The sequence below is a fragment of the Saccharothrix obliqua genome, assembly GCF_019375475.1.
GTDB classification, from domain to species: Bacteria; Actinomycetota; Actinomycetes; order Mycobacteriales; family Pseudonocardiaceae; genus Actinosynnema; species Actinosynnema obliqua.
Genome location: NZ_JAHXGQ010000002.1, coordinates 862,144 through 883,366 on the forward strand (window position 1 = coordinate 862,144; position 21,223 = coordinate 883,366).

Here is a 21,223-nt window from a genome sequence, read left to right on the forward strand (position 1 = left end):
CGTGGAGGTATGGAACCTGTCGTCGGCGCCACCCCGAAGGTGGTCCGCTCCGAGCTGGAGTGGCGGGAGATCCTCTCGCCCAAGGAGTTCGCCGTGCTGCGCCAGGCGGGCACCGAACCCGCCTGGACCGGCGAGTACACCGACACCAAGACCGAGGGCGTCTACTCGTGCCGCGCGTGCGGCGCGGAGCTGTTCCGCAGCGACACCAAGTTCGACTCGCACTGCGGCTGGCCGTCGTTCTTCTCCCCGCTCGCCGCGGACTCGGTGATCCTGCGCGAGGACCGCTCACACGGAATGGCGCGCACGGAGGTGCTGTGCGCGACGTGTCACAGCCATTTGGGCCACGTCTTCGAGGGTGAGGGCTACGCCACTCCGACGGATCAGCGCTACTGCATCAACAGCGTCAGTTTGCGTCTGGTCGAAACCACCGGCGGTCCGACAGACTGAGGGCGCTGGTCCGAACGACGAAGGTATCCACCGAGGGAGGAATCATGCGCATCTTCAAGGGCACCGACGGCGAGGGTTCGGGCGGCGTGGACGGCGCGTCGTCGTCCTGACCCCGCGCGGCGGCAACCCTAAGGTTTGCTAAAGCGCTCTTGTCGGGGTGTGGCCTGACCCACACGATTACCCCCTGCGCCGGTATCGCCGGGCAGGGCTCGCAGGGGGTGGACCGTGGAGCGACCGTGGGGTCTGTCAGGCCCGGAATTCCTTGAGCTGTACTGGATCGCGCTGGCCGTCGCAGTGGCGGTCGCGATCTTCGTCCGGGTGCGCCCGCGGCGGGCGCCGGTCGGTTCCCCCGCGGACGTGCCCGGACTCCACGACATCGCCTTCCTGACCGGCGGTCCGCGCCGGGTCGTCGAGACGTCCGTGGCGTCGTTGATCGAGTCCGGCGCGCTGCGCCCGGCGCGGGACGGCGCGGTGCGGGTGGTCGGCTCCCCCGTCCCGTCGAACCCGGTGGACGCGGCCGTGCTCGCCGACGCCCGCCGTTACCGGTACCGGACGCTGGCGCTGCTGATCGCCGCGGTGACCGACCAGGACCCGCCGCGCCTCGTGGGCGACCGGCTGGTGGAGCGGGGTTACCTGGTGGCGCCGCGCGTGGTGCGCCGGGCGGTGCGCTGGAGCCTGGCGCCGATGGCGCTGGTCGCCGCGGTCGGCGTGGTGCGCTGGGTGAACGGCGTCGCGATCGGCGCGCCGGTCGGCTGGCTGTCCCTGCAACTCCTGCTCACCGGCGTGCTGATCGCCTTGGGCCGCAAGACGAAATCCGTCCACCGCACCGTGCTGGGCAACCGCGCGGTGGCGGCGGCGCGCACCGGGGGTGGTGCGGCGGCCGGCCAGGCCGGCGAGTCCTGGCCGGTCGCCCTCGGTGGCTTCGAGGCGCATCCGAACATCCCGCTGCGCGCGGCGGCCCGCCGGGTGGTCGGGCTGCGGGTCCGCGCCAGGTCGGCCGCCGACGGCTCGCCGGTGCTCATCGCGGGCACCACGGTCGGGACGTCCTGCGGCAGCGGGTCGTCTTGCGGCAGCGGGTCGTCGTGCGGTGGTGGCGGCGGCGGGTGTGGCGGCGGTGGCGGCGGCTGAGACCCGCGGCGGCGTGGTGACCGCCGGCACGCGCGGAACCGATCGGGCTGGTCAGCGCGTCCCAGCGGGGCGCGGCCGGTGGGTGGTCGCCGAGCGGGCGGAAGGGGACCGTGGTGGCTGCTTCCCGGGTGTCGGCAGCGGTGAACCCGGCGGTGGGGCTGCGTGCCGAGGAGCTGGGCTTCCTCGCGGGTGGGCCGGGGCGGGCGGCGGAGGTGGCCGTGGTGTCGTTGCTCGCGTCGCGCTCGGTGCGGGTGTCCCGCGAGGGCCTGGTCAGCCCGGTGCGCCAGGTGGTGCCCGGCACGCCGCTGGAAGCGCTGGTGCTCCGGTCCCTGCCGCGTCCGCTGGGCGAGCTGGTCGCGGCGGTGGCGCGTGGTCCGGAAGTCGGGTCGCTGCGGCGCGGGCTGGTCGAGCGCGGGCTGGCGCGGTCGGCGGCGGTGCGGTCGGCGGTGGCGGCGGTGCGCGTGCTGGTGCTGGTGGACGCCTTCGTGTTGTTCGTGCTGGCCATGGCCGACGTGGTGGCGCCCTGGGTGTTCTTCGCCGGGCTCATCGCCTCGCTGACGGCCGTGGTCGTGCTGGGACGCGTGGCCCGGCCGTTGACCGCCTCCGGGCGGGCGGCGGTGCGGTGGTCGCGCGGCTCGGTCACGACCCGCGACTGGCGGGTGCTGGTCGCCTGCCACGGTCTGCTGGGCCGGTACGGCGGTCGCCCGGTGTGGGAGGTGGTGGGCATCGCGCGCACCGCGTCGGCGACGCTGAAGCGGCGCCGGGCGGCGAACCGCTCGGGTGGTGGTTCGTCGTGCGGTGGTTGCGGCTCCTCCTCGGACGGCGGCTCGTCGTGCGGTGGCGGCGATTCCTCGTGCGGTGGCGGGTGCGGTGGTGGCGGCGGTGACTGACCGCCGGGGAGAGGGGTGCGGGTGAAGCTCGGGGTGGGCATCGGCTGGCGGGCGGAGATCGACCTGACCGTGGAGCGGCTCGACGTGGACTTCGTCGAGGTGGTGGCGGAGAACCTGCACGTCGGGCACCTGCCGGAATCGGTGCTGCTGCTGCGCGAGCGGGGCGTGCCGGTGCTGCCGCACGCGGTGTCGTTGTCGCTGGGCGGCGCGGAGCCGGTGGACCCGCGCCGGGTGGCGCACCTCGGCGCGCTGGCGGAGGCGCTGGACGCGCCGTTCGTCAGCGACCACGTGTGCTTCGTCCGCGCGGGCGGCCTGGACTCCGGGCACCTGATGCCGCTGCCGCGCACCCGCGACGCGCTGGACGTGCTGGTGGCGAACGTCCGGTCCGCGCAGGCCGACCTGCCGGTGCCGCTGGCGCTGGAGAACGTGGCGGCGTTGCTGGAGTGGCCGGACGGCGAACTCACCGAGGGCGAGTTCCTGGCGGAGCTGGTGGAGCGCACCGGCTGCCTGCTGCTGGTGGACGTGGCGAACCTGTACGCGAACGCCCGCAACCTGGGCACCGACGTGGACCGGTTCCTGGACGAGATCCCGTTGGAGCGCCTGGCGTACGTGCACGTGGCGGGCGGTGTCGAGCACCAGGGCGTCTACCACGACACGCACGCCCACGCCGTGCTGCCGGAGGTGCTGGACGTGCTCGCCCGCCTGCGTGAGCGCGTGGACCCGCCGGGTGTGCTGCTGGAGCGCGACGACGACTACCCGTCGGACGCGGACCTCGCGGGCGAGCTGGCGGCCATCCGGGCGGTGCTGGGGTGACGGAGCCGCAGCGGGAGCGGTTGGCGGCGGCGCAGGCCGGGTTGCTGCGCGCACTGCTCGCCGACGGCACGCCGCCCGCCGGGTTCGACCCGGAGCGGCTGCGGGTGGAGGCGCGGTCGCTGCTCAACAAGCGGCGTGGTGTGGTGGCGGCGTTGCGGCCGGACGTGGCCGCCGAGCTGGCCGACCGGTTCCGCCCGCTGTTCGACGAGTACGCCCGCGCGCACCCCCGCCGCGACGGGACGCGGTTCCGCGAGGACGCCGCCGCGTTCGCCGAGTGGGCCACCGCCCGCGGTGAGCTGACGCCGCCGCGCAGGCGGCGCTGGTGGCGGCGCGGGACCTGACGGGTCCGCGCAACCCGACCGCCCGGCCGTTCCGTCCCACCGGCATGCGCAGAGCGATGGCGGCCGTCCTGCTGCTCGTGACGGCCTGCGGGTCGACCCCCGAGCAGGTGTGCACGGCGATCGGCGTGCCGGTGGGCGTCGGGGTGGACGTGCGGTCGGCGGGGGTGGCGACGGGCGCCCTGGAGGTCTGCTGGGACGGCCGGTGCACGACGCGGCCGCTGGCGTTGTGGCCGTCGAGCCGGGTGGTCGGCGGCACGTGCGCCGGGACCGCGCCGGAGGACGTGTGCTCGGCGAGCGCCGAGCCGGACGGCGGCCTGCACGGCTACGCGGACGTGCCGGACCTGCCGGTGCGGCCGGTCGTGGTGAAGCTGCGGCTGGCCGACGGCACGGGGGCGACCGTGCTGGACCGGCAGGTGGAGGCGACCCCGAAGCTCGTCCGACCCGGCGGCCCGGAATGCGGCGGCGGTGGCGCGCAGCTGAACCTCGCCGTCGCCGCGGACGGGTCGGTCACGGCGACCTGACGCGGCCCGAATCGAGACGAGGCCGCCTTCGGGGCCGGCACGGACGCCGACGTGGTGCGGACCGCCGTCGACGGGGCGTTCGGCAGTGGCGGGCGTCACTCTCCGGACACCTTTTCGTAGCAAGGACAAACTGAGCGTCACCCCAAGAACCGCCGATACGGTGGCAGAACATCCCTCAATGAGACGCTGATCTCACCCGGAGGGGTGGTTAGCGTCGAAAGTTGTGGGGGGTTCGTCACTTCCGGTTATCCGCCGCCGCCGGTCTTCGGCGTGCCTTCCGACTGCGCGATCCACAGCGCGCACCACCACACCCGGGAGGTATATCCGTGTTGCGGAGAACCGGAAAACGCGGCGCATGGGGAGCCGCCGCGTTAGCCGTGGGACTGCTCGCCCCGATGACCGCGGCGGCCACCGCCGCACCGGGCGCGACCGGTCCGACGAACACCACCGATGCCGGCCGCACCACGTCGGTCACCCTGATCACGGGTGACCGCGTCGTGCTGCACGGCGGACGCCTGGCCTCGGTGACGGGAGGGCCGGGCCGGGACGACGCCGCGTTCTACACCTACGTGCGCGACGACCGCGTCCACGTCGTCCCGCGCGACGCCGCCGGGCCGCTCGCCGAGGGCAGGCTCGACCCGCGCCTGTTCGACGTGACCGGCCTGGTCGAGGCCGGCTACGACGACGCGCACCGCGCCGACGTGCCGCTCCTGCTCGCCCGCGACGGCGGACCGGACGTGCGTGCCGCGGGCGTCCGGGTCACGCTCGACCTGCCCGCCGCGGGCGTGGTCGCCGCCAAGGCCGACAAGGCCGCGGCGGGCGACGCGTTCCGGGCGCTGGTCGCCGACCCGGCCGTGACGAAGGTGTGGCTGGACGGCAAGCGCGCGACCAGCCTGGACCGCAGCGCCGCGCAGATCAACGCGCCCGCCGCGTGGGCCGCCGGGCACACCGGCAAGGGCGTCAAGGTCGCCGTCCTGGACACCGGCGTCGACGCCGCGCACCCCGACCTCGCCGGGCACGTCGCCCAGCAGGCCAACTTCACCAGCGACCCGGACAACACCGACGGCGTCGGCCACGGCACGCACGTCGCGTCCATCATCGCCTCCAACCACGCCAAGTACCGCGGTGTCGCACCGGACGCCCAGATCCTCGACGGCAAGGTGTGCGTCTACTCGGGCTGCGAGGAGTCGTGGATCCTGGCGGGCATCCAGTGGGCCGCCGACCAGGGCGCGGACGTGGTGAACCTCAGCCTCGGCGGCGGCGACACGCCCGACGTGGACCCGCTGGAGGCCGCCGTCAACCGGCTGTCCGCGGAGAAGGGCACGTTGTTCGTGGTCGCCGCGGGCAACGCGGGCGGCGCGGGCACGGTCAGCTCGCCGAGCACCGCCGACGCCGCGCTCAGCGTCGGCGCGGTCGCGCGGGACGACCGGCTCGCCCCGTTCTCCAGCCGCGGCCCGCGCACGGGTGACGCGGGCGTGAAGCCCGACGTGACCGCGCCGGGCGTGGACATCGCTGCGGCCAAGGCGTCCGCCGGTGTCATCGGCGCGCCGGTGGACGACACGCACGTGGCGGTCTCCGGCACCTCGATGGCCACCCCGCACGTCGCGGGCGCGGCGGCGCTGCTGGCCCAGCAGCACCCCGACTGGACCGGCACGCAGCTCAAGGCGGCCCTCGTGGCGTCCGCGAAGCCCAACCCGGACCTCGGCGCCTACGACCAGGGCGCCGGTCGGGTCGACCTGGCCAAGGCCATCACCACCACGCTGACCACCGACCCGGTGAGCGTCGGCCTCGGCCTCCAGCCGTGGCCGCACGACGACGACGTGCCGGTGACGCGCAAGCTCACCTACCGCAACGCCGGCACGCAGCCCGTCGCGCTGGACCTGTCGGTCGAGGCCAAGGGCCCCGACGGCAAGCCCGCGCTGGCCGGCGTGTTCGCCGTGACGCCCGCGAAGGTCACCGTCCCGGCGGGCGGCTCGGCCGAGGTGTCCGTCACCGGTGACAGCCGCGCGGGCACCGCCGACGGCGGGTACACCGGCGTGGTCGTCACGTCCACCGGGCTGCGCACGCCCGTCGCGCTGGAGCGCGAGGTGGAGAGCCACGACCTGACGATCAAGTACACCGACCTGGACGGCAAGCCGGCCGAGCTGGCGTCGTCGCTGGTGATCGGGCTGGACACCAACGTCGTCGCGTTCCCGCCGCGGGTGGGCGGCGTCGCCACGGCCCGCCTGCCCAAGGGCGAGTACCTGGTGGTCCACGACGTGCGGACCGGCGACCGGACGGCGTACCTGCCGCAGCCGCGGCTCAACCTCGACGCCAAGACCACCGTCGACGTGGACGCCCGGACCGCGAAACCGGTGCGGATCAAGTTCCCCGACCCGACCGCGCGGGACCGCACGGGCGGCATCACCGTCGACCGCACCCACAACGGCCGCCACCACATCGTCGGCGCGCTCCTGCTCGACGGCTTCGGCGACCGGGCGCTGGTCGCCCAGGTCGGGGCGCCGCTGCCCGCCGACCAGGTGACCACGTCGTTCGCCTCGCACGCCGAGGCCACGCCGGTCGACGGGACGCCGGTGAGCTACCGGGCGTCCTACGACGTGCCCGGCAACGTGCCCACCGGGTTCGAGCGCGCGCCCGCCGCGAAGGAGCTGGCGAAGATCAACCACCGGGTGGTGCGCGGCGCGGACGGCAGGACCTACCGGTACGGCGGCATCCCCGTGTCGAAGTCCGGCGGCGGTGGCGCGACGCTGCTGCTGCACACCGGGCCGACCGGCGAGGCCGTCGACCACGTCCTGACCAAGGACGTGGGCTGGCGCTGGGTGGTGCTCCAGTACAACGCCGCCGACCAGCCCGAGGGCAGCCAGGCGTCGGGCGAGCTGACCTACCGCGCGGGCAGCGAGCACCGGCAGCGCTACTTCCAGCCGGTGCTCGGGCCGGGGCTCTCGCCCACCGCGGGCGCGCTGCACCTGGTGCGGTTCGGTGACGAGATCGGGTTCGGCGTGCCGCTGTGGAACGACCACGACGGCAACAGCGGCGGCTACAACACCGAGTCCGCGCGCACCACGCTCTACCGCGACGGCGTCAAGGTCGGGGAGTTCCCGAGCCCGGCGAACGGCGTGTTCCGCGTGGACCCGGGCGCGGCGCGGTTCAAGATCGAGACCGACGCCGTGCCGGTCGCCGGCTCCACCTCGTTGAGCACGCGGATCGGCGGCTCCTGGACGTTCCGGTCCGACACGGCGCCCGGTGAGGAGATCAAGCCGCTGCCGCTGACCGTCGTGCAGTTCAGGCCGGAGCTGGACGAGGCGGGCAACGCGCCCGCGAACCGGGTGCTGCGCGTGCCGCTGGACGTGCGGCAGCAGCAGGGCGCCGACAGCGGCCGGGTCCGCGACCTGACCGTCGAGGTGTCGTTCGACGACGGCAAGACCTGGACGAAGGCCGCGGTACACGGGAAGACCGCGCTGGTGCGCAACGGCGCGGCGGGTTTCGCGTCGCTGCGGGTGAAGGGCTCGGACGGCAAGGGCAACGCGTTCGAGCAGACCGTGATCCGGGCCTACCGGGTCAAGGCGTGACGACGGGGGGCGTCCGCCGCCGGCGGGCGCCCCTCCCGCGTCACGGCAGGTTCGCGACCAGCTCCGCCACCGGCACCCGCGTGCCGGTGTAGAACGGGATCTCCTCGCGCACGTGGCGACGTGCCTCGGTGCCGCGCAGGTGGCGCATCAGGTCCACGATGCGGTGCAGCTCGTCCGCCTCGAACGCGAGGATCCACTCGTAGTCGCCCAGCGCGAACGACGCCACGGTGTTCGCGCGCACGTCCGGGTAGTCGCGGGCTTCCTTGCCGTGGTCGGCGAGCATCTTGCGGCGGTCCTCGTCGGGCAGCAGGTACCACTCGTAGGACCGCACGAACGGGTACACGCACACGTACTTGCGCGGCTCCTCGCCGGCCAGGAACGCCGGGATGTGGCTGCGGTTGAACTCCGCCGGGCGGTGCAGCGCCACCTGGCTCCACACCGGCGTCGAGGCGCGGCCCGCGGCGGTGCGCCGGAACCCGGTGTAGGCGGCCTGGACCTGCTCGATCTCCTCGGCGTGCCACCAGATCAGGTAATCCGCGTCGGCCCGCAGCCCGGCCACGTCGTACACCCCGCGCACCACGACGCCCTTGGCCTCCAGGCCGTCGAGGTACTCCTGCGCCTCGGCCGCGGCCGGACCGCGGTCGGCGGGCAGCCTGCCCGGCTCGACGCGGAAGACCGACCACATGGTGTAGCGGATGGTGTCGTTCAACTCGGTGAAGTTCAGGCGGGCCATGACCTCATCCTCTCACCCGGCCCAGGACGTGCGCCGCGACCCGGGCCGCCGCCGCGTCGCCGGTCGCGATGCACGCCGGGATGCCGACGCCGTGCAGCGTGGCGCCCGCGACGGCCAGGCCCGGCAGGCCGGCGACCGCGTCCTCGACACCCCGCACGACGTCCAGGTGCCCAACGCCGTACTGCGGCAGGCCGCCGCCCCAGCGGGTCACCCGCACGTCCACCGGCGGCGCCGTCACGCCGGTCAGCTCGGCCAGGTCGGCACGCACCGCGGCCACCAGGTCCTCGTCGTCGCGCTGGAGCACGGCGACGTCGCCGTGCCGACCCGCGCTGCCGCGCACCAGCACCGGACCGCCCGCGAGGTGCGCCCACTTGCCGCTGGAGAAGGTGAACGCCTTCGCCGCGAACGGTGTCCCGTCGGCGTGCCGCTCCCCCTCGGCGAGCAACACGCCGGAGCGCTCCGGCAGCACCGTGCCCGGCGGCAACGCCAGGGTCACCACGGCCATGGACGCGACCTCGACCTGCGCGTACCGCTCGGCGGCGGCGGGCGCGACGGCGGTCAGCAGCTTGCGCGCGGCGGGCGCGGGCACGGCCAGCACCACGCCGTCCACGTCCAGCGCCTCCGGCGCCGCGGCGGAGCCGATCTCCAGCCGCCAGCCGCGCTCGCGACGCGCCAACCCGCGCACCGGCAGCCCCAGCCGCACCCGGGCCGCCGACACCTCCGCCAGCCGGTCCACCAACGCGGACAGCCCGCCCGCGAGGGTGCCGAACACCGGTGGGCGGCGGCCGTGCGGCTGCGGCGGCGCGGGCATCGTCGTGGCGGCGGCGGCCAGCAGCGACCCGACGCCCGCGTCCAGGGCGGCGGCCAACTGGGGCATGGTGGCCCGCAGGCCCAGCGCGTCCGGGCGGCCCGCGTAGACGCCGCCCAGCAGCGGGCCCACCAGGCGGTCGCCCACCTCGGGCCCGAACCGCTCGCGCAGCAGCGCGCCGACCGCCACGTCCGCGCCGGCCAGCTCGACCGGCGGCAGGTGGGGTTCGGCGGCCACGCGGCGCAGCCCCTCCGGGCTCAGCACACCGCGCACGGCCTCCACCGACGCCGGCACGCCCAGCAGGGTGTGCGCGGGCACCGGCCGCGTCTCCCCGCCCGCGCGGATGGTCGACGGCGCGCCCGTCGGGTGCCGCAGCCGCTCGGCGAGGTCGAGTTCGGCGACCAGCTCGCCCGCCTCGGGGCGGCGGTGCAGGAACGCCTCCGCGCCCACGTCGCAGGCGAGCCCGGCCACTTCCTCGGTGCGCAGCTTGCCGCCGAGCCGGTCGGCCTGCTCCAGCACGGTGATCCGCGCGCCGGGGCCCAGCAGGCAGCGCAGCCGGTGCGCGGCGACGAGACCGGAGATGCCGCCGCCGACCACCGCGACGTGGACGTCGCTCATCTCGACCGGTGCACCCACTCGACGGCCTTGGTGATCATGTCCGGGTCGGTGTCCGGCAGCACGCCGTGGCCGAGGTTGAAGATGTGCCCGGCGGCGGCCCGGCCCTCCTCGACGATGCGGTCGACCTCGGCACGCACCACCTCCTCGCCCGCGAACAGCAGCGCCGGGTCGAGGTTGCCCTGCACCACCGGCAGCGGCCGGTCCGGCGCGGCGGCCACCAGCCGCCGCACCGCCACGTCCAGCGGGGTGCGCCAGTCGACGCCGACGACGTCCGCGCCCGCCTCGCGCATCGCGGGCAGCAGCTCGCCCGTGCCGACGCCGAAGTGGATGCGCGGCACGTCGGTGACGCTCTCCAGCACCCGCTTCGAGTGCGGCAGCACGAACCGGCGGTAGTCCCGTTCGGACAACGCGCCCGCCCACGAGTCGAACAGCTGCACGGCCCGCACGCCCGCCGCCACCTGCACCCGCAGGAACTCGGCGGTGATGTCGGCGATCTTGGCCAGCAACGCGTGCCACAGGTCGGGGTCGGCGTGCATGAGCGCCTTGGTGCGCTCGTGGTTCCGGCTCGGGCCGCCCTCGACCAGGTAGGAGGCGAGGGTGAACGGCGCGCCCGCGAAACCGATCAGCGGGACGTCGCCGAGGCGCGCGTTGAGCAGCCCGATGGCGTCCGCGACCGGCTGGACCTGCTCGGGCTCCAGCACGGGCAACGCGTCCACGTCGGCGCGACCGGACACCGGTTTCGCCACCACCGGGCCGGTGCCCGGCACGATGTCGAGGTCGACGCCGGCGGCCTTCAGCGGCACGACGATGTCGGAGAACAGGATCGCGCCGTCGACGTCGTGCCTGCGGACCGGCTGGAGGGTGATCTCGCAGACCATCTCCGGGTCGAAGCACGCGTCCAGCATGGACGTGCCCGCGCGCAGCGCGCGGTACTCGGGCAGCGAGCGCCCGGCCTGCCGCATGAACCAGACCGGGGTGCGCGCCGGGACGCCGCCGCGCGCGGCGACCAGCAGAGGTGCGGTGGTGTTGTCGCTCATCTCGACGGCCATGCTCCCACGCCGGGCCGGCCGCGTGCCGCCCGGTCCCGGCGCGCCGCGCCCACGTGACGCGGTTCCGGGGCATAAGGTCCGGGGTGTGACCGGATTGGCGGCGGAGCCCGAAATGTTCCGGCGGGCGGTGGCGACGCTCAAGTCGGTGCGAACCCGACCGGAGCTGGAGTTCACCGAGGTGCGCCCGCCCCAGCGCCTCGCGCCCTGGGCGTTCGCGCTGACCGCCGAGGCGACCGGCCCGGCGGACGAGCTGTCCACCGGCCGCCTGGTGCTGCTGCACGACCCGGAGGGCGTCGAGGCGTGGTCCGGGGTGTTCCGGCTGGTCGCCTACGTGCGGGTGGAGCTGGACCCGGAGCTGGCGGCCGACCCCCTCCTGCCGGAGGTGGGCTGGTCGTGGCTGGTGGAGGCGCTGGAGCTGGCGGGCGCGGGTTTCCTGGCCCTCGGCGGCACCGTGACGCAGACGTCGTCGGCCCGGTTCGGCGACATCGCCGGCCCGCCCCGGACGGACGACCTGGAGCTGCGCGCGTCCTGGACGGCGCGGGACGCCGAGCTGGCCGCCCACGGCACGGCGTTCTACGAGGTGATGGCCACGGCCGTCGGCCTGCCGCCGGTCGGGGTGTCGACGCTGCGCTGACCCGCGGGGACGCCGACCGGGGTGCCGGCGGTGAGCCGGGATCGGGTGTGGCAGGCGGACAGCGGGTGGTCGTCGCTGCCCGCCCGAGCGGGCCGCGTTACTCGTCGTTGGCCCGCAGGACGCGCAACGCGTTGCCGCCCGCGAGCTTGGCGCAGTCCTCCTCGCTCCACCCGCGGTCCAGGAGGGCGCCGATCAGGTCCGGGTACGTGGAGACGTCCTCCAGCCCGGTCGGCTGCACGGCGGTGCCGTCGTAGTCGCCGCCGAGGCCGATGTGGTCGATCCCGGCCACCTCACGGGCGTGCTCGACGTGCTTCACCACGTCGTCCAGCGTCACCGCGGGCCGTTCGCCGGCGTACGTCGCGAGGAAGCGCTCGCGGGCCTCCAGGTCGTTGTGCCGCTCCCCCGCCGCGGCCATGGCCTCGCCCAGCCGGGCGTCCCACTCGGCGTACGCCGGGGACACGAAGGCGGGCACGAAGGTCACCATGCACACCCCGCCGTTGCCCGCGAGGCGTTCCAGGACGGCGTCCGGCACGTTGCGCGGGTGGTCGGCCACCGCCCGGCACGAGGAGTGGGTGAACAGGACCGGCCGGGTGCTGACGTCCAGGGCGGCGTTCATGGTGGTCTCGGCGACGTGCGAGAGGTCGGCGATCATGCCGATCCGGTTCATCTCGCGCACGACCTCCACGCCGAACGGGCTGAGCCCGCCGTGCTCGGGGGTGTCGGTGGCCGAGTCCGCCCACGGGGTGTTCTCGTTGTGGGTGAGCGTCATGTACCGCACGCCCAGCCGCCGCAGGGACCGCAGGACGCCCAGCGACGAGTTGATGCTGTGCCCGCCCTCCGCGCCCAGCAGCGACGCCGTCCGGCCCGACCGGAACACCGCCACGGCCTCGTCGGCGGTCGTCGCGAAGCCGAGGACGTCGGGGTAGGCGTCGCACAGCTCCCGGACCAACTCCACCTGCTCCAGCACGGCGGTGACGGCTGCGTCGCCCGCCAGTCGGCACGGAACCCACACGGACCAGAACTGCATCCCCAACCGGCCCTGCCGAAGCCGCAAAAAGTCGGTCTGGAGGGCGGGTTGACGGGTCCTCAGGTCCACCTGTCGGACGCCTGAAGAGTCGCCGGCGGCCATTGACTTTTCACCGATTTGCCCGGACGCCGCGAGGTCGCGGAGCGCCCACGGGAGGTCGTTGTGCCCGTCGACGAGTGGGGCTTCCGCCAGCAGAACCTCGGCTCGGCCACGTCCTGTGGTGCTCGCCACCGGCAACTCCTATGTGTCGTCATGAGAGGCACTCGCGTTACGGGCCCCATCCTGTTGTCAGCCGATCGTGTGACAACAGGGGCCATCAGTGACAACTCATTCGGGATAGATACCCGATTGATCGTCCCGTAGACCCGCTTGGGCGGCTACGCTGCCCCAGACGACACCACTTTCGGTCGATCAGTGGCGCGGCTGATTGGACGAAAGTCCCGGTGCCGGTCGGGGGGCACGACCGACTCCAGGGAGGTAGTGACGTGGCTGCCGTCGGCTTAGGTCAGGCCGTTCGTACCACGCCAGCCGGCTCGTTGCCGGCGAACATGGTCCCGCACCCGCGGGAGGAGCTTTTTTGGTGTTGGTGGTCGACGACCACCCGCTGCTGAGGGAGGCGATAAGCGCCCGGCTCACCCAGATGGGAGCCGGGACTGTGCATGAGGCGGCTTCGGTCGCGGAGGCTCGGGCGCGGGCACTCGCAACCGGACCGTGCGACCTCGCGATCCTCGATCTGGGTCTGCCGGACGGAACCGGCATCGACCTGGTCACGGAACTCCGTGCCCAGGGCTGGCCCCGCATCGTGGTCCTCGCGTCCTCCGACGACCCCTACGCGGTCCGGTCGGCCTTCCAGGCGGGCGCCCAGGCGTACCTCCTGAAGTCGGCCTCGCCGATGGTGGTCACCGACGGGGTGCGCCGGGTCCTCGACGGCGGCGTCTACGCGGACCCGAGCGTCGCGCCCGTCCTCGCGGCGGGCACCCGCGTGCCGGGCACCGACAACACGCCGCGGGAGCTTTCCGCGCGTGAGGTCGAGGTCCTCCAGCTGGTCGCCGATGGCCAGAGCAACAAGGAGATCGGCGAAGCGCTCAGCCTTTCCGCGCTCACGGTGAAGTCCCACCTGTCGCGGATCGGGCGCAAGCTGGGCACCGGGGATCGGGCTCAGATGGTCGCGCTGGCCATGCGTGCCGGCGTGATCCGCTGACCGGGTCGCCACGCTGAACGGGCCGAACACACCCGCGAGTGGTTCGTTCGTCGTAGGGTCTTCCGCCGTGGACGTACCCTCCGACGAGCCAACCGAACCAACCGGAGCTGATCCGGTGCCGCTGACGGAACCCGCTGACGGGGTCCCGCCGGTGGTGGCCGACGAACAGGCGCTCCGGCGTGCCGCTGACGCGCTCGCCGGAGCGTCCGGTCCGGTCGCGGTGGACACCGAGCGAGCCTCGGGCTACCGCTACTCGCAACGCGCTTACCTGGTGCAACTGCGCCGGGCGGGTGCCGGGACCGTGCTGGTCGACCCGATCGCCCTGGGCGGTCGGCTCGACCCGCTGGTCTCGGCGCTGGACGGCACCGAGTGGGTGCTGCACGCGGCGTCCCAGGACCTGCCGTGCCTCGCCGAACTCGGCCTGCGCCCGAGCGCGTTGTTCGACACCGAGCTGGCGGGCAGGCTGGCCGGTTTCGAGCGGGTGGCGTTGGGCACGCTCGTGGAGCGGCTCCTCGGTTATCGGCTGGAGAAGGGGCACGGCGCGGCCGACTGGTCGCGTCGTCCCCTTCCCGCCGACTGGCTGAACTACGCCGCTCTCGACGTCGAGCTGCTGGTCGAGCTGCGCGACGTCCTGGAACAGGAGCTGACCCGCCAGGGCAAGCTGGACTGGGCCCTGGAGGAGTTCGAGGCGGCGCGCACCGCGCCGCCGCCCAGGCCGCGGGCCGAACCGTGGCGGCGGACCTCGGGCATCCACCGCATCCGCAGCCCGCGGCAGCTCGCGGCCGTGCGGTCGCTGTGGGAGACCAGGGACGCGATCGCCCGCGAGCGCGACATCGCGCCCGGCCGGGTGCTGCCGGACAGCGCCCTGGTCGAGGCGGCCGTGCGCAACCCCGCCGACGAGGCGGCCCTGCTCGCCCTGCCGGTGTTCCGGGGACGGGCGCAACGCCGCGTGGTGTCGGTGTGGCTGGGCGCGTTGCAACGCGCCGCGGCCCTGCCGCGTGGCGAGCTGCCGGAGACAGCGCAACAACACGACGGCCCACCGCCCGCGAACCGCTGGGCGGACAAGGACCCGGCCGCCGCGGCACGGCTGGCCGCGGCACGCACCGCCCTGACGGCGGTGGCCGAGGCGCACACCCTGCCCGTGGAGAACCTGCTGCTGCCCGACCTGGTGCGCCGCACCTGCTGGCAGCCGCCCGCCGATTCCTCGCCCGAGGGCGTGGCGGCGGCGTTGCGCGAGGGCGGCGCCCGCGCGTGGCAGGTCCGCCTGGCCGCGGAGCCGCTGTCGAAGGCGTTGTCGGCCGCCGCGTGAGGTCACGGGCCGCCCGCCGCGGGCGGCCCGCTCAGCAGTCCGGGTCGGTCTCCTGCCCGGACCGCTCACCGCGGTCGAGCCGCTGGGACAGCTCCCGGCGCGCGAGCCTGCGCACGGCGGCGAGCGCCTTGTCGCCGAGCACGCTGCCCACGACCACGATCTCCATCGCCGCGTCCTTCGTCGGCGCGGTCAACGCGTACGCCAGGTCCTGCCGGGCCAGGCCGAGCGCCGCGTGCGCGTAGCCGTCGAGCTGCCCGGGGAACGAGTCCAGCCCCACCTCGCGCGCGGTCGCCAGGACCGCCACCAGCGACTGGAACGCGTCCGACTCCGGGTGGCACCGCCAGCCCTGCCGCTCGGCGAACTCCCGCGCCTGCGCCCGCGCCACCTCGTCGTCCGACGTGGCGTCGGCCGCCATGACCGCCGCCTCGGCCGTGCCCATCGCCTTGTGCAGGGACTTGTCCGGGTCGTCCAACGCGCCCAGCACGTCCCGCACGGCCGCGATGGACAGCCCGCCCACCTCGACCAGGGCGCGCACCAGGCGCAGCCGGTGCAGGTGGACGTCCCCGTACCGCGCCTGGTTGGGGCTGGTCAGCTCACCGGCCGGGAGCAGGCCCTCCCGCAGGTAGAACTTGATCGTCGGCACGGGGACACCGGTGCGACGGCTCAACTCGGCGATGCGCATGGCCCTCTTCCTGAGAGGAGTCTCAGAATGGATACTGTAGCTATCTGATAGTAGAAAGTGCCGCTATCCATACCTGGAGCCGTCCGTGACCCGCTTCCTCTCGTGGCACCGTCCGTTGGTGCTGTTCACCCTGCTGATGGCCGCCGTCACCCTCGTCTCGCTGGTGGGCCTGGTCGTCGACCCACGCATTGTCGCGGGCTCGCCGATCTGGCTCAAACCGCTCAAGTTCGGCGTCTCCTTCGCCCTGTACGGCGCGACGCTCGCCTGGATGCTCACCCACGTCACCCGCTTCCCCCGCGTCGCGCGGTGGGCGGGCACGCTGATCGCCCTGGGCGGCACCGCCGAGATGGCGATCGTCATCGGGCAGGTGCTGCGCGGCACGCGCAGCCACTTCAACCAGGCCACGCCGTTCGACGCGACGCTGTGGCGGGTCATGGGCATCACCATCGCCGTCGTGTGGCTGGCGCACGCGGTGCTCTCCGCGGTGCTCGCGTGGACGCGGTTCCCCGACCGCGCGCTGGGCCTGGCGATCCGCCTCGGCCTGGTGCTCGGCCTGGTCGGGCTCGCCCTCGGCGCGCTGATGACCCAGCGGTCCACCGGCGTCGCCGGCATCGTCGGCGCGCACACCGTCGGCCTGCCCGACGGCGGGCCGTACCTGCCGGTCACCGGTTGGAGCGCGGCGGGCGGCGACCTGCGCGTGCCGCACTTCGTCGGCATCCACGCCCTCCAGGTGATCCCGCTGGCCACCCTGCTGCTGGGCCGCCACGCCACCCGCCCGCTGGTGTGGTCGCTGACCGCCTCGTACGCGGGCCTGACCGCGCTCGCGCTGTGGCAGGCGCTGCGCGGGCAGCCGGTGTTCGAGCCGGACGCGACGACCATGCTCGCCGTGCTGGGCCTGGCCGTCGCCACGACGGTGGCGGCTCGGCTGTCGGTGCGCGTGCCCGCCGCGGCGCGGCGGGTCGAGGAGGTGGCGGCGTGACCGGGTTCCTGTTCGGGATCACCTTCTGGCTGACCGTCCCGTTCTGGGGGCTGATGGTGTTCGCGCCGCGCTGGTCGTGGACACCGCGGATCGTGTCGTCACCGCTGATCGCGGTGCCGCCGCTGGTGGTCTACGCGGTGCTGACCGCCGGGCACCTGCCCGAGCTGTGGGCGACGATGAGCAGGCCGGACCTGGCCGCGCTGCGGGCGTTCCTGGACACTCCGTGGGGCGCTTCGGCGGTGTGGGCGCAGGTGATCGCGTGGGACCTGCTGATCGGGGCGTGGATGTACCGGGAGAGCCGACGACTGGGGCTGCACCCGCTGCTGATGGGACCGCTGCTGGCGTTCACCGTCGTGCTGTCGCCGTTCGGGTTCGGCCTGTTCCTGGCGATCCGGGCGCGTTGTGACGCAGGCGACAAGGCCACCTCGGTAGTTACCGGTGAGTAACAGGGGCTAGAGTTGTAGTTACCGATCGGTAGGAGTGCCCCGGTCGGCGGAAACGTCACCACAAGTGGAGGAGACGCCGTGGCCGCACCAGCAGCGCCGGCACGCGTTCGAAACGTGGTCTTCGTGGACGGCGTGCGCACGCCGTTCGGGAAGGCAGGCCCCAAGGGGATCTTCGCGGAGACCCGTGCCGACGACCTGGTGGTCAAGGTGATCCGCGAGCTGCTGCGGCGGCACCCGGAGCTGCCGCCGGAGCGGGTGGACGAGGTCGCCATCGCGGCCACCACCCAGACCGGCGACCAGGGCCTCACCATCGGCCGCACCGCCGCGCTGCTGGCGGGCCTGCCCAAGTCGGTGCCCGGCTACGCGATCGACCGCATGTGCGCGGGCGCGATGACGGCCGTGACGACCGCCGCGAGCGGCATCGCGTTCGGCGCGTACGACGTGGTCATCGCGGGCGGCGTCGAGCACATGGGCCGGCACCCGATGGGCGAGGGCGTCGACCCCAACCCCCGGTTCCTGTCGGACAAGATCGTCGACCCGTCCGCGCTCGTCATGGGCTCGACCGCGGAGAACCTGCACGACCGGTTCCCCGCCATCACCAAGGAGCGCGCCGACGCCTACGCCGCCGCGTCCCAGGCCAAGTACGCCGCCGCCGTGGAGAACGGCCGGATCGGCCCCGAGCTGGTCCCGGTCGCGACCCGGTCCGCCGAGCACGGCTGGGGCCTGGCCACCGCCGACGAACCGCCGCGACCCGGCACCACCGTCGAGGACCTGGCGAAGCTCAAGACGCCGTTCCGCCCCCACGGCCGGGTCACCGCGGGCAACGCGGCCGGCCTCAACGACGGCGCCACCGGCTGCCTGCTCGCCGACGAGGAGACGGCGCGCGAGCTGGGCCTGCCGGTCGGGATGCGGCTGGTCGGCTACTCCTTCATGGGCGTCGAGCCCGAGGTGATGGGCGTCGGCCCGGTGCCCGCCACCGAGAAGGCGCTCAAGCGCGCCGGCCTGACCATCGACGACATCGGCCTGTTCGAGATCAACGAGGCGTTCGCCGTGCAGGTGCTCGCCTTCCTCGACCACTTCGGCATCGCCGAGGACGACCCGCGGGTCAACCCGTGGGGCGGCGCGATCGCCACCGGCCACCCGCTCGCCTCGTCCGGCGTGCGCCTGATGACCCAGCTCTCCCGCCAGTTCGCCGAGCGGCCCGACGTGCGCTACGGCATCACCACCATGTGCATCGGCATCGGCATGGGCGGCACGGTGATCTGGGAGAACCCGCACTGGAACGGAGAAGCCAAGTGACCACGTTGACCGCCGACGAGGCCAGGGCCCTGTTCCCCGACGAGGTCGTGACCACCGCGCGCACGCGGCTGGTGACCGTGCCCGGACTGACCGGGCAGGTCGCGTTGATCACCCTCGACAACGGCCACGACCACACCCGCCCGTCGACGTTCGGCCCGCAGTCGCTGGTGAGCCTGGGCGCGGCGTTCGACGAGGCCGCCGCCGCGTCGCCGGTCGCGATCGCGGTGACCGGCAAGCCGTTCGTGTTCGCCGTGGGCGCGGACCTGACGGCCGTGGAGAACGCGTCGTCACGCGAGCAGGCCCTGGCCATCGGCCGGCTCGGGCACGACGTGTTCCGCAAGTTCACCGACTCGGAGGTCCCGACCTTCGCGTTCGTCAACGGCGCGGTGCTGGGCGGCGGCCTGGAGCTGGCGTTGTCGTGCCACTACCGGACGTTCGCGTCGAACGCGGCGGCCATCGCGCTGCCCGAGGTCTTCCTCGGCCTGTTCCCCGGCTGGGGCGGCACGCAGCTGCTGCCGAACCTGATCGGCGCGCACGACGCGGTCACCGTGATCTTCGAGAACGCGTTGAACCAGAACCGGATGCTCAAGCCGGCGCAGGCGCTCGGCCTCGGCATCGCCGACGTGCTGTTCGACTCCGCCGACTACCTGGAGCAGTCGCTGCGGTGGCTGGCGTCCGTGGTGCGCGGCGAGGTGACTCCTGCCCGCCGCGAGATCGACCGCGGCGAGGCGTGGGACGCGGCGGTCGCCCGAGCCCGCGCCATCGTCGAGGGCCGGACCAAGGGCGCCGCGCCCGGCGCGCTCAAGGCGCTGGAACTGCTGGAACTGGCCCGGCACAACGACCTCGACGCCGGGTACGCGGCGGAGACCGAGGCGCTGGCCGACGTCGTGATGAGCGACGAGCTGCGTGCCGGCCTGTACTCGTTCAACCTGGTGCAGAAGCGGGCCAAGCGGCCCGTGGGCGCGCCGGACCGGTCGCTCGCCCGCAAGGTCACCAAGGTCGGCGTCGTCGGCGCGGGCCTGATGGCGTCGCAGATGGCACTGCTGTTCGCGCGGCGGCTGGAGGTGCCGGTGGTGCTCACCGACGTCGACCAGGCACGCGTGGACAAGGGCGTCGGCTACGTGCATGGCGAGGTCGACAAGCTGCTCGGCAAGGGCCGCGTGTCCCCGGACCAGGCCAACCGCCTCAAGGCCCTCGTCACCGGCTCGCTGGACAAGGCCGCGTTCGCCGACGCGGACTTCGTGATCGAGGCCGTGTTCGAGGACCTGGACGTCAAGAAGAAGGTGTTCGCCGAGGTCGAGGAGTTCGTCTCCCCCGAGGCGGTGCTCGCCACCAACACCTCCTCGCTGTCCATCACGGACATGGCGGCCGACCTGAAGCACCCCGAGCGGGTCGTGGGCTTCCACTTCTTCAACCCGGTCGCGGTGATGCCGCTGCTGGAGGTCGTGCGGGCGGCGCGCACCGACGACGCGACCCTGGCCACCGCGTTCGCCGTGGGCAAGCAGCTCAAGAAGTCCTGCGTGCTGGTCAAGGACGCCCCGGCGTTCGTGGTGAACCGGCTGCTCACCCGCTTCATGGGCGAGGTCGTGAAGTCCATCGACGAGGGCACGCCGTTCGAGGTGGCCGACCGCGCCACCGAACCGCTCGGCCTGCCCATGTCGCCGCTGGTGCTGCTCCAACTGGTCGGCCCGCCGGTCGCGCTGCACGTCGCGGAGACCATGCACGGCGCGTTCCCCGACCGGTTCGCCGTGTCGGAGAACATGAAGGCGTTCGTCGCCGCCGGCAAGAAGGCCGTGTGGCAGTGGGACGCCGCCGGCAAGCAGACCGTGGACCCCGAGGTCCAGGAGCTGTGGCGGTTCGGCGACCGGCCGCTCACCGGCGAGCAGGTGCGGGCCCGCGCCCTGGAGGCGCTGGCCGAGGAGATCCGCCTCATGCTGGACGAGGGCGTCGTGGCCGAGGCGCAGGACATCGACCTGTGCATGGTCCTGGGCGCGGGCTGGCCGTTCTGGCTGGGCGGCATCACCCCGTACCTGGACCGGTCGGGCATCGCGGAGAAGGTGACCGGCAAGCGCTTCCTGCCGCCGGGCGTGGCGTCCCTGCCCGCCTGACCCGCACGTGCGAACGCACCCGGCCTCCCGTTCGCGGAGGCCGGGTGCGCTGCGTCACGGGACGTACTGCGGGCGTGTGCTCCCGGTGCGGCAGGCGGGTGAGCAACCCTCACACCGGCCGCCCGTGGTCGATCTTGGTGGGCATGTCGCCGCACCGCCGGAGAGCCCGCGCCCGCCGACCCCGGCCCGTCCCGGTGCGCGTGGAGGAGCTGGTCGCGTTCCTCCGCGCCGACCGGGCGTGGCGGGAGGAGGTGGCCCACCGCCTCGTCGCCCGCCTCGACCAGCGCCTGGTCCGGTCGGCGAAGGCGGCCGGCTGCCGGCCGCTCGCGCATGTGGCCGAGGAGCTGGACAGCCAGGCGTGCGTGGACCCCGGTCCCGGCACGCCGTACCAGCTCGCCAAGGCCGTGTACGGCCAGGTGCCGCTGCGTGGCGCGGCCCGCCTCCGGCAGACCGCCCGCAGCCTGCGCGTGCTCGGCGTCTACCTGTGCGGCGCCCACCCGGACGACACCGACCTCGCGCAGTGCCCGTGCGCCGCGGCCCTGGCCCGCGACCCGCGGCAGGACCGGGTGGACCGGGTGGTGTCCGGCGCGTTGGACGGCGCGGGCTTCTGAGCCCGCGCGC

Annotated in this window: 19 protein-coding genes and 1 pseudogene; 15 read left to right on the forward strand and 5 right to left on the reverse strand. The window is 74.1% G+C overall.

Annotation, left to right across the window (positions count from 1 at the left end):
• Window positions 1-9 precede the first annotated feature (9 nt).
• The 7 genes from msrB to KZQ38_RS09920 all read left to right on the forward strand — a co-directional run bounded on the left by msrB (window position 10) and on the right by KZQ38_RS09920 (window position 7,709).
• Entirely contained in the window at window positions 10-447 is a 438-nt protein-coding gene (msrB, locus tag KZQ38_RS09890) for a peptide-methionine (R)-S-oxide reductase MsrB (RefSeq protein WP_219440329.1), read from the forward strand.
• Between the two features lie 225 nt (window positions 448-672).
• Window positions 673-1,575 carry a TIGR04222 domain-containing membrane protein gene (locus KZQ38_RS09895; RefSeq protein WP_219440432.1) on the forward strand — a complete coding sequence of 301 codons (903 nt, stop codon included), beginning with the start codon at window positions 673-675 and terminating at the stop codon, window positions 1,573-1,575.
• A gap of 113 nt (window positions 1,576-1,688) precedes the next feature.
• A complete protein-coding gene (locus tag KZQ38_RS09900) occupies window positions 1,689-2,465 on the forward strand; it encodes a TIGR04222 domain-containing membrane protein (protein ID WP_219440330.1) in 777 nt (258 codons plus the stop codon).
• Window positions 2,466-2,486: 21 nt separating this feature from the next.
• Complete coding sequence (locus KZQ38_RS09905; RefSeq protein ID WP_372452218.1) at window positions 2,487-3,278, forward strand: MbnB/TglH/ChrH family RiPP precursor modification enzyme; 792 nt, start codon at window positions 2,487-2,489, stop codon at window positions 3,276-3,278.
• On the forward strand, window positions 3,275-3,619 hold the full coding sequence (locus KZQ38_RS09910) for an SCO6045 C-terminal-like domain-containing protein (protein ID WP_219440332.1): 345 nt from the start codon (window positions 3,275-3,277) through the stop codon (window positions 3,617-3,619). Before KZQ38_RS09905 ends, KZQ38_RS09910 begins: the two co-directional genes overlap by 4 nt.
• A 44-nt stretch (window positions 3,620-3,663) precedes the next feature.
• The gene (locus KZQ38_RS09915; RefSeq protein ID WP_219440333.1) at window positions 3,664-4,140 is read left to right on the forward strand and encodes a hypothetical protein; all 477 of its coding nucleotides are present in this window, start codon (window positions 3,664-3,666) and stop codon (window positions 4,138-4,140) included.
• A 377-nt stretch (window positions 4,141-4,517) separates the two neighbouring features.
• On the forward strand, window positions 4,518-7,709 hold the full coding sequence (locus KZQ38_RS09920; RefSeq protein WP_308258324.1) for a S8 family serine peptidase: 3,192 nt from the start codon (window positions 4,518-4,520) through the stop codon (window positions 7,707-7,709).
• A 40-nt stretch (window positions 7,710-7,749) separates the two neighbouring features.
• Here KZQ38_RS09920 and hemQ read toward each other — a convergent pair whose 3' ends face one another.
• The 3 genes from hemQ to hemE are packed head-to-tail and all read right to left on the reverse strand — an operon-like array spanning window position 7,750 to window position 10,917.
• Window positions 7,750-8,442: a hydrogen peroxide-dependent heme synthase gene (gene hemQ / locus KZQ38_RS09925; protein ID WP_219440334.1), complete on the reverse strand. Its 693-nt coding sequence runs from the start codon at window positions 8,440-8,442 to the stop codon at window positions 7,750-7,752.
• Window positions 8,443-8,446: 4 nt separating this feature from the next.
• Window positions 8,447-9,868, reverse strand: a complete 1,422-nt coding sequence (hemG, locus tag KZQ38_RS09930; RefSeq protein ID WP_219440335.1) for a protoporphyrinogen oxidase — start codon at window positions 9,866-9,868, stop codon at window positions 8,447-8,449.
• Window positions 9,865-10,917, reverse strand: a complete 1,053-nt coding sequence (hemE, locus tag KZQ38_RS09935) for a uroporphyrinogen decarboxylase (protein ID WP_219440336.1) — start codon at window positions 10,915-10,917, stop codon at window positions 9,865-9,867. The genes hemG and hemE overlap by 4 nt, the downstream gene beginning before the upstream one ends.
• A gap of 112 nt (window positions 10,918-11,029) precedes the next feature.
• Here hemE and KZQ38_RS09940 point away from each other — a divergent pair, with 112 nt between their 5' ends.
• Window positions 11,030-11,551, forward strand: a complete 522-nt coding sequence (locus KZQ38_RS09940; protein ID WP_257901170.1) for a DUF3000 domain-containing protein — start codon at window positions 11,030-11,032, stop codon at window positions 11,549-11,551.
• A gap of 97 nt (window positions 11,552-11,648) precedes the next feature.
• Here the strand turns inward: KZQ38_RS09940 and KZQ38_RS09945 are convergent, their stop codons facing one another.
• A complete protein-coding gene (locus tag KZQ38_RS09945; RefSeq protein ID WP_219440338.1) occupies window positions 11,649-12,809 on the reverse strand; it encodes a dipeptidase in 1,161 nt (386 codons plus the stop codon).
• 254 nt (window positions 12,810-13,063) lie between these two features.
• Here KZQ38_RS09945 and KZQ38_RS09950 point away from each other — a divergent pair.
• Window positions 13,064-13,779: pseudogene (locus tag KZQ38_RS09950) on the forward strand (response regulator).
• Window positions 13,780-13,846: 67 nt separating this feature from the next.
• Window positions 13,847-15,088 (forward strand): ribonuclease D, encoded by a 1,242-nt coding sequence (locus tag KZQ38_RS09955; RefSeq protein ID WP_219440339.1) that lies wholly within the window; start codon window positions 13,847-13,849, stop codon window positions 15,086-15,088.
• 31 nt (window positions 15,089-15,119) lie between these two features.
• On the opposite strand, the gene KZQ38_RS09960 is transcribed toward KZQ38_RS09955, so the two are convergent.
• A complete protein-coding gene (locus tag KZQ38_RS09960; protein ID WP_219440340.1) occupies window positions 15,120-15,770 on the reverse strand; it encodes a MerR family transcriptional regulator in 651 nt (216 codons plus the stop codon).
• Between the two features lie 118 nt (window positions 15,771-15,888).
• On the opposite strand from KZQ38_RS09960, the gene KZQ38_RS09965 reads away from it, so the two are divergent.
• From KZQ38_RS09965 to KZQ38_RS09985, 5 genes are all read left to right on the forward strand, one after another.
• On the forward strand, window positions 15,889-16,749 hold the full coding sequence (locus tag KZQ38_RS09965) for a hypothetical protein (RefSeq protein WP_308258325.1): 861 nt from the start codon (window positions 15,889-15,891) through the stop codon (window positions 16,747-16,749).
• On the forward strand, window positions 16,746-17,195 hold the full coding sequence (locus KZQ38_RS09970) for an ABA4-like family protein (protein WP_219440342.1): 450 nt from the start codon (window positions 16,746-16,748) through the stop codon (window positions 17,193-17,195). Before KZQ38_RS09965 ends, KZQ38_RS09970 begins: the two co-directional genes overlap by 4 nt.
• Window positions 17,196-17,273: 78 nt before the next feature.
• Window positions 17,274-18,494 carry a thiolase family protein gene (locus KZQ38_RS09975; protein WP_219440343.1) on the forward strand — a complete coding sequence of 407 codons (1,221 nt, stop codon included), beginning with the start codon at window positions 17,274-17,276 and terminating at the stop codon, window positions 18,492-18,494.
• Window positions 18,491-20,602, forward strand: coding sequence for a 3-hydroxyacyl-CoA dehydrogenase NAD-binding domain-containing protein (locus KZQ38_RS09980; RefSeq protein WP_219440344.1), 2,112 nt, complete (start codon window positions 18,491-18,493; stop codon window positions 20,600-20,602). Before KZQ38_RS09975 ends, KZQ38_RS09980 begins: the two co-directional genes overlap by 4 nt.
• Window positions 20,603-20,745: 143 nt before the next feature.
• Window positions 20,746-21,213, forward strand: a complete 468-nt coding sequence (locus KZQ38_RS09985; protein WP_219440345.1) for a hypothetical protein — start codon at window positions 20,746-20,748, stop codon at window positions 21,211-21,213.
• Window positions 21,214-21,223: the final 10 nt, after the last annotated feature.

Excerpts from the sequence above, each read along its gene's own strand:
- KZQ38_RS09915 (WP_219440333.1), top strand. The coding sequence starts at position 3,664 with ATGCGCAGAGCGATGGCGGCCGTCCTGCTGCTCGTGACGGCCTGCGGG.
- KZQ38_RS09985 (WP_219440345.1), top strand. The coding sequence starts at position 20,746 with ATGTCGCCGCACCGCCGGAGAGCCCGCGCCCGCCGACCCCGGCCCGTC.
- hemE (WP_219440336.1), bottom strand. The coding sequence starts at position 10,917 with ATGGCCGTCGAGATGAGCGACAACACCACCGCACCTCTGCTGGTCGCC.
- KZQ38_RS09960 (WP_219440340.1), bottom strand. The coding sequence starts at position 15,770 with ATGCGCATCGCCGAGTTGAGCCGTCGCACCGGTGTCCCCGTGCCGACG.
- hemQ (WP_219440334.1), bottom strand. The coding sequence starts at position 8,442 with ATGGCCCGCCTGAACTTCACCGAGTTGAACGACACCATCCGCTACACC.
- KZQ38_RS09940 (WP_257901170.1), top strand. The coding sequence starts at position 11,030 with ATGTTCCGGCGGGCGGTGGCGACGCTCAAGTCGGTGCGAACCCGACCG.
- hemG (WP_219440335.1), bottom strand. The coding sequence starts at position 9,868 with ATGAGCGACGTCCACGTCGCGGTGGTCGGCGGCGGCATCTCCGGTCTC.
- msrB (WP_219440329.1), top strand. The coding sequence starts at position 10 with ATGGAACCTGTCGTCGGCGCCACCCCGAAGGTGGTCCGCTCCGAGCTG.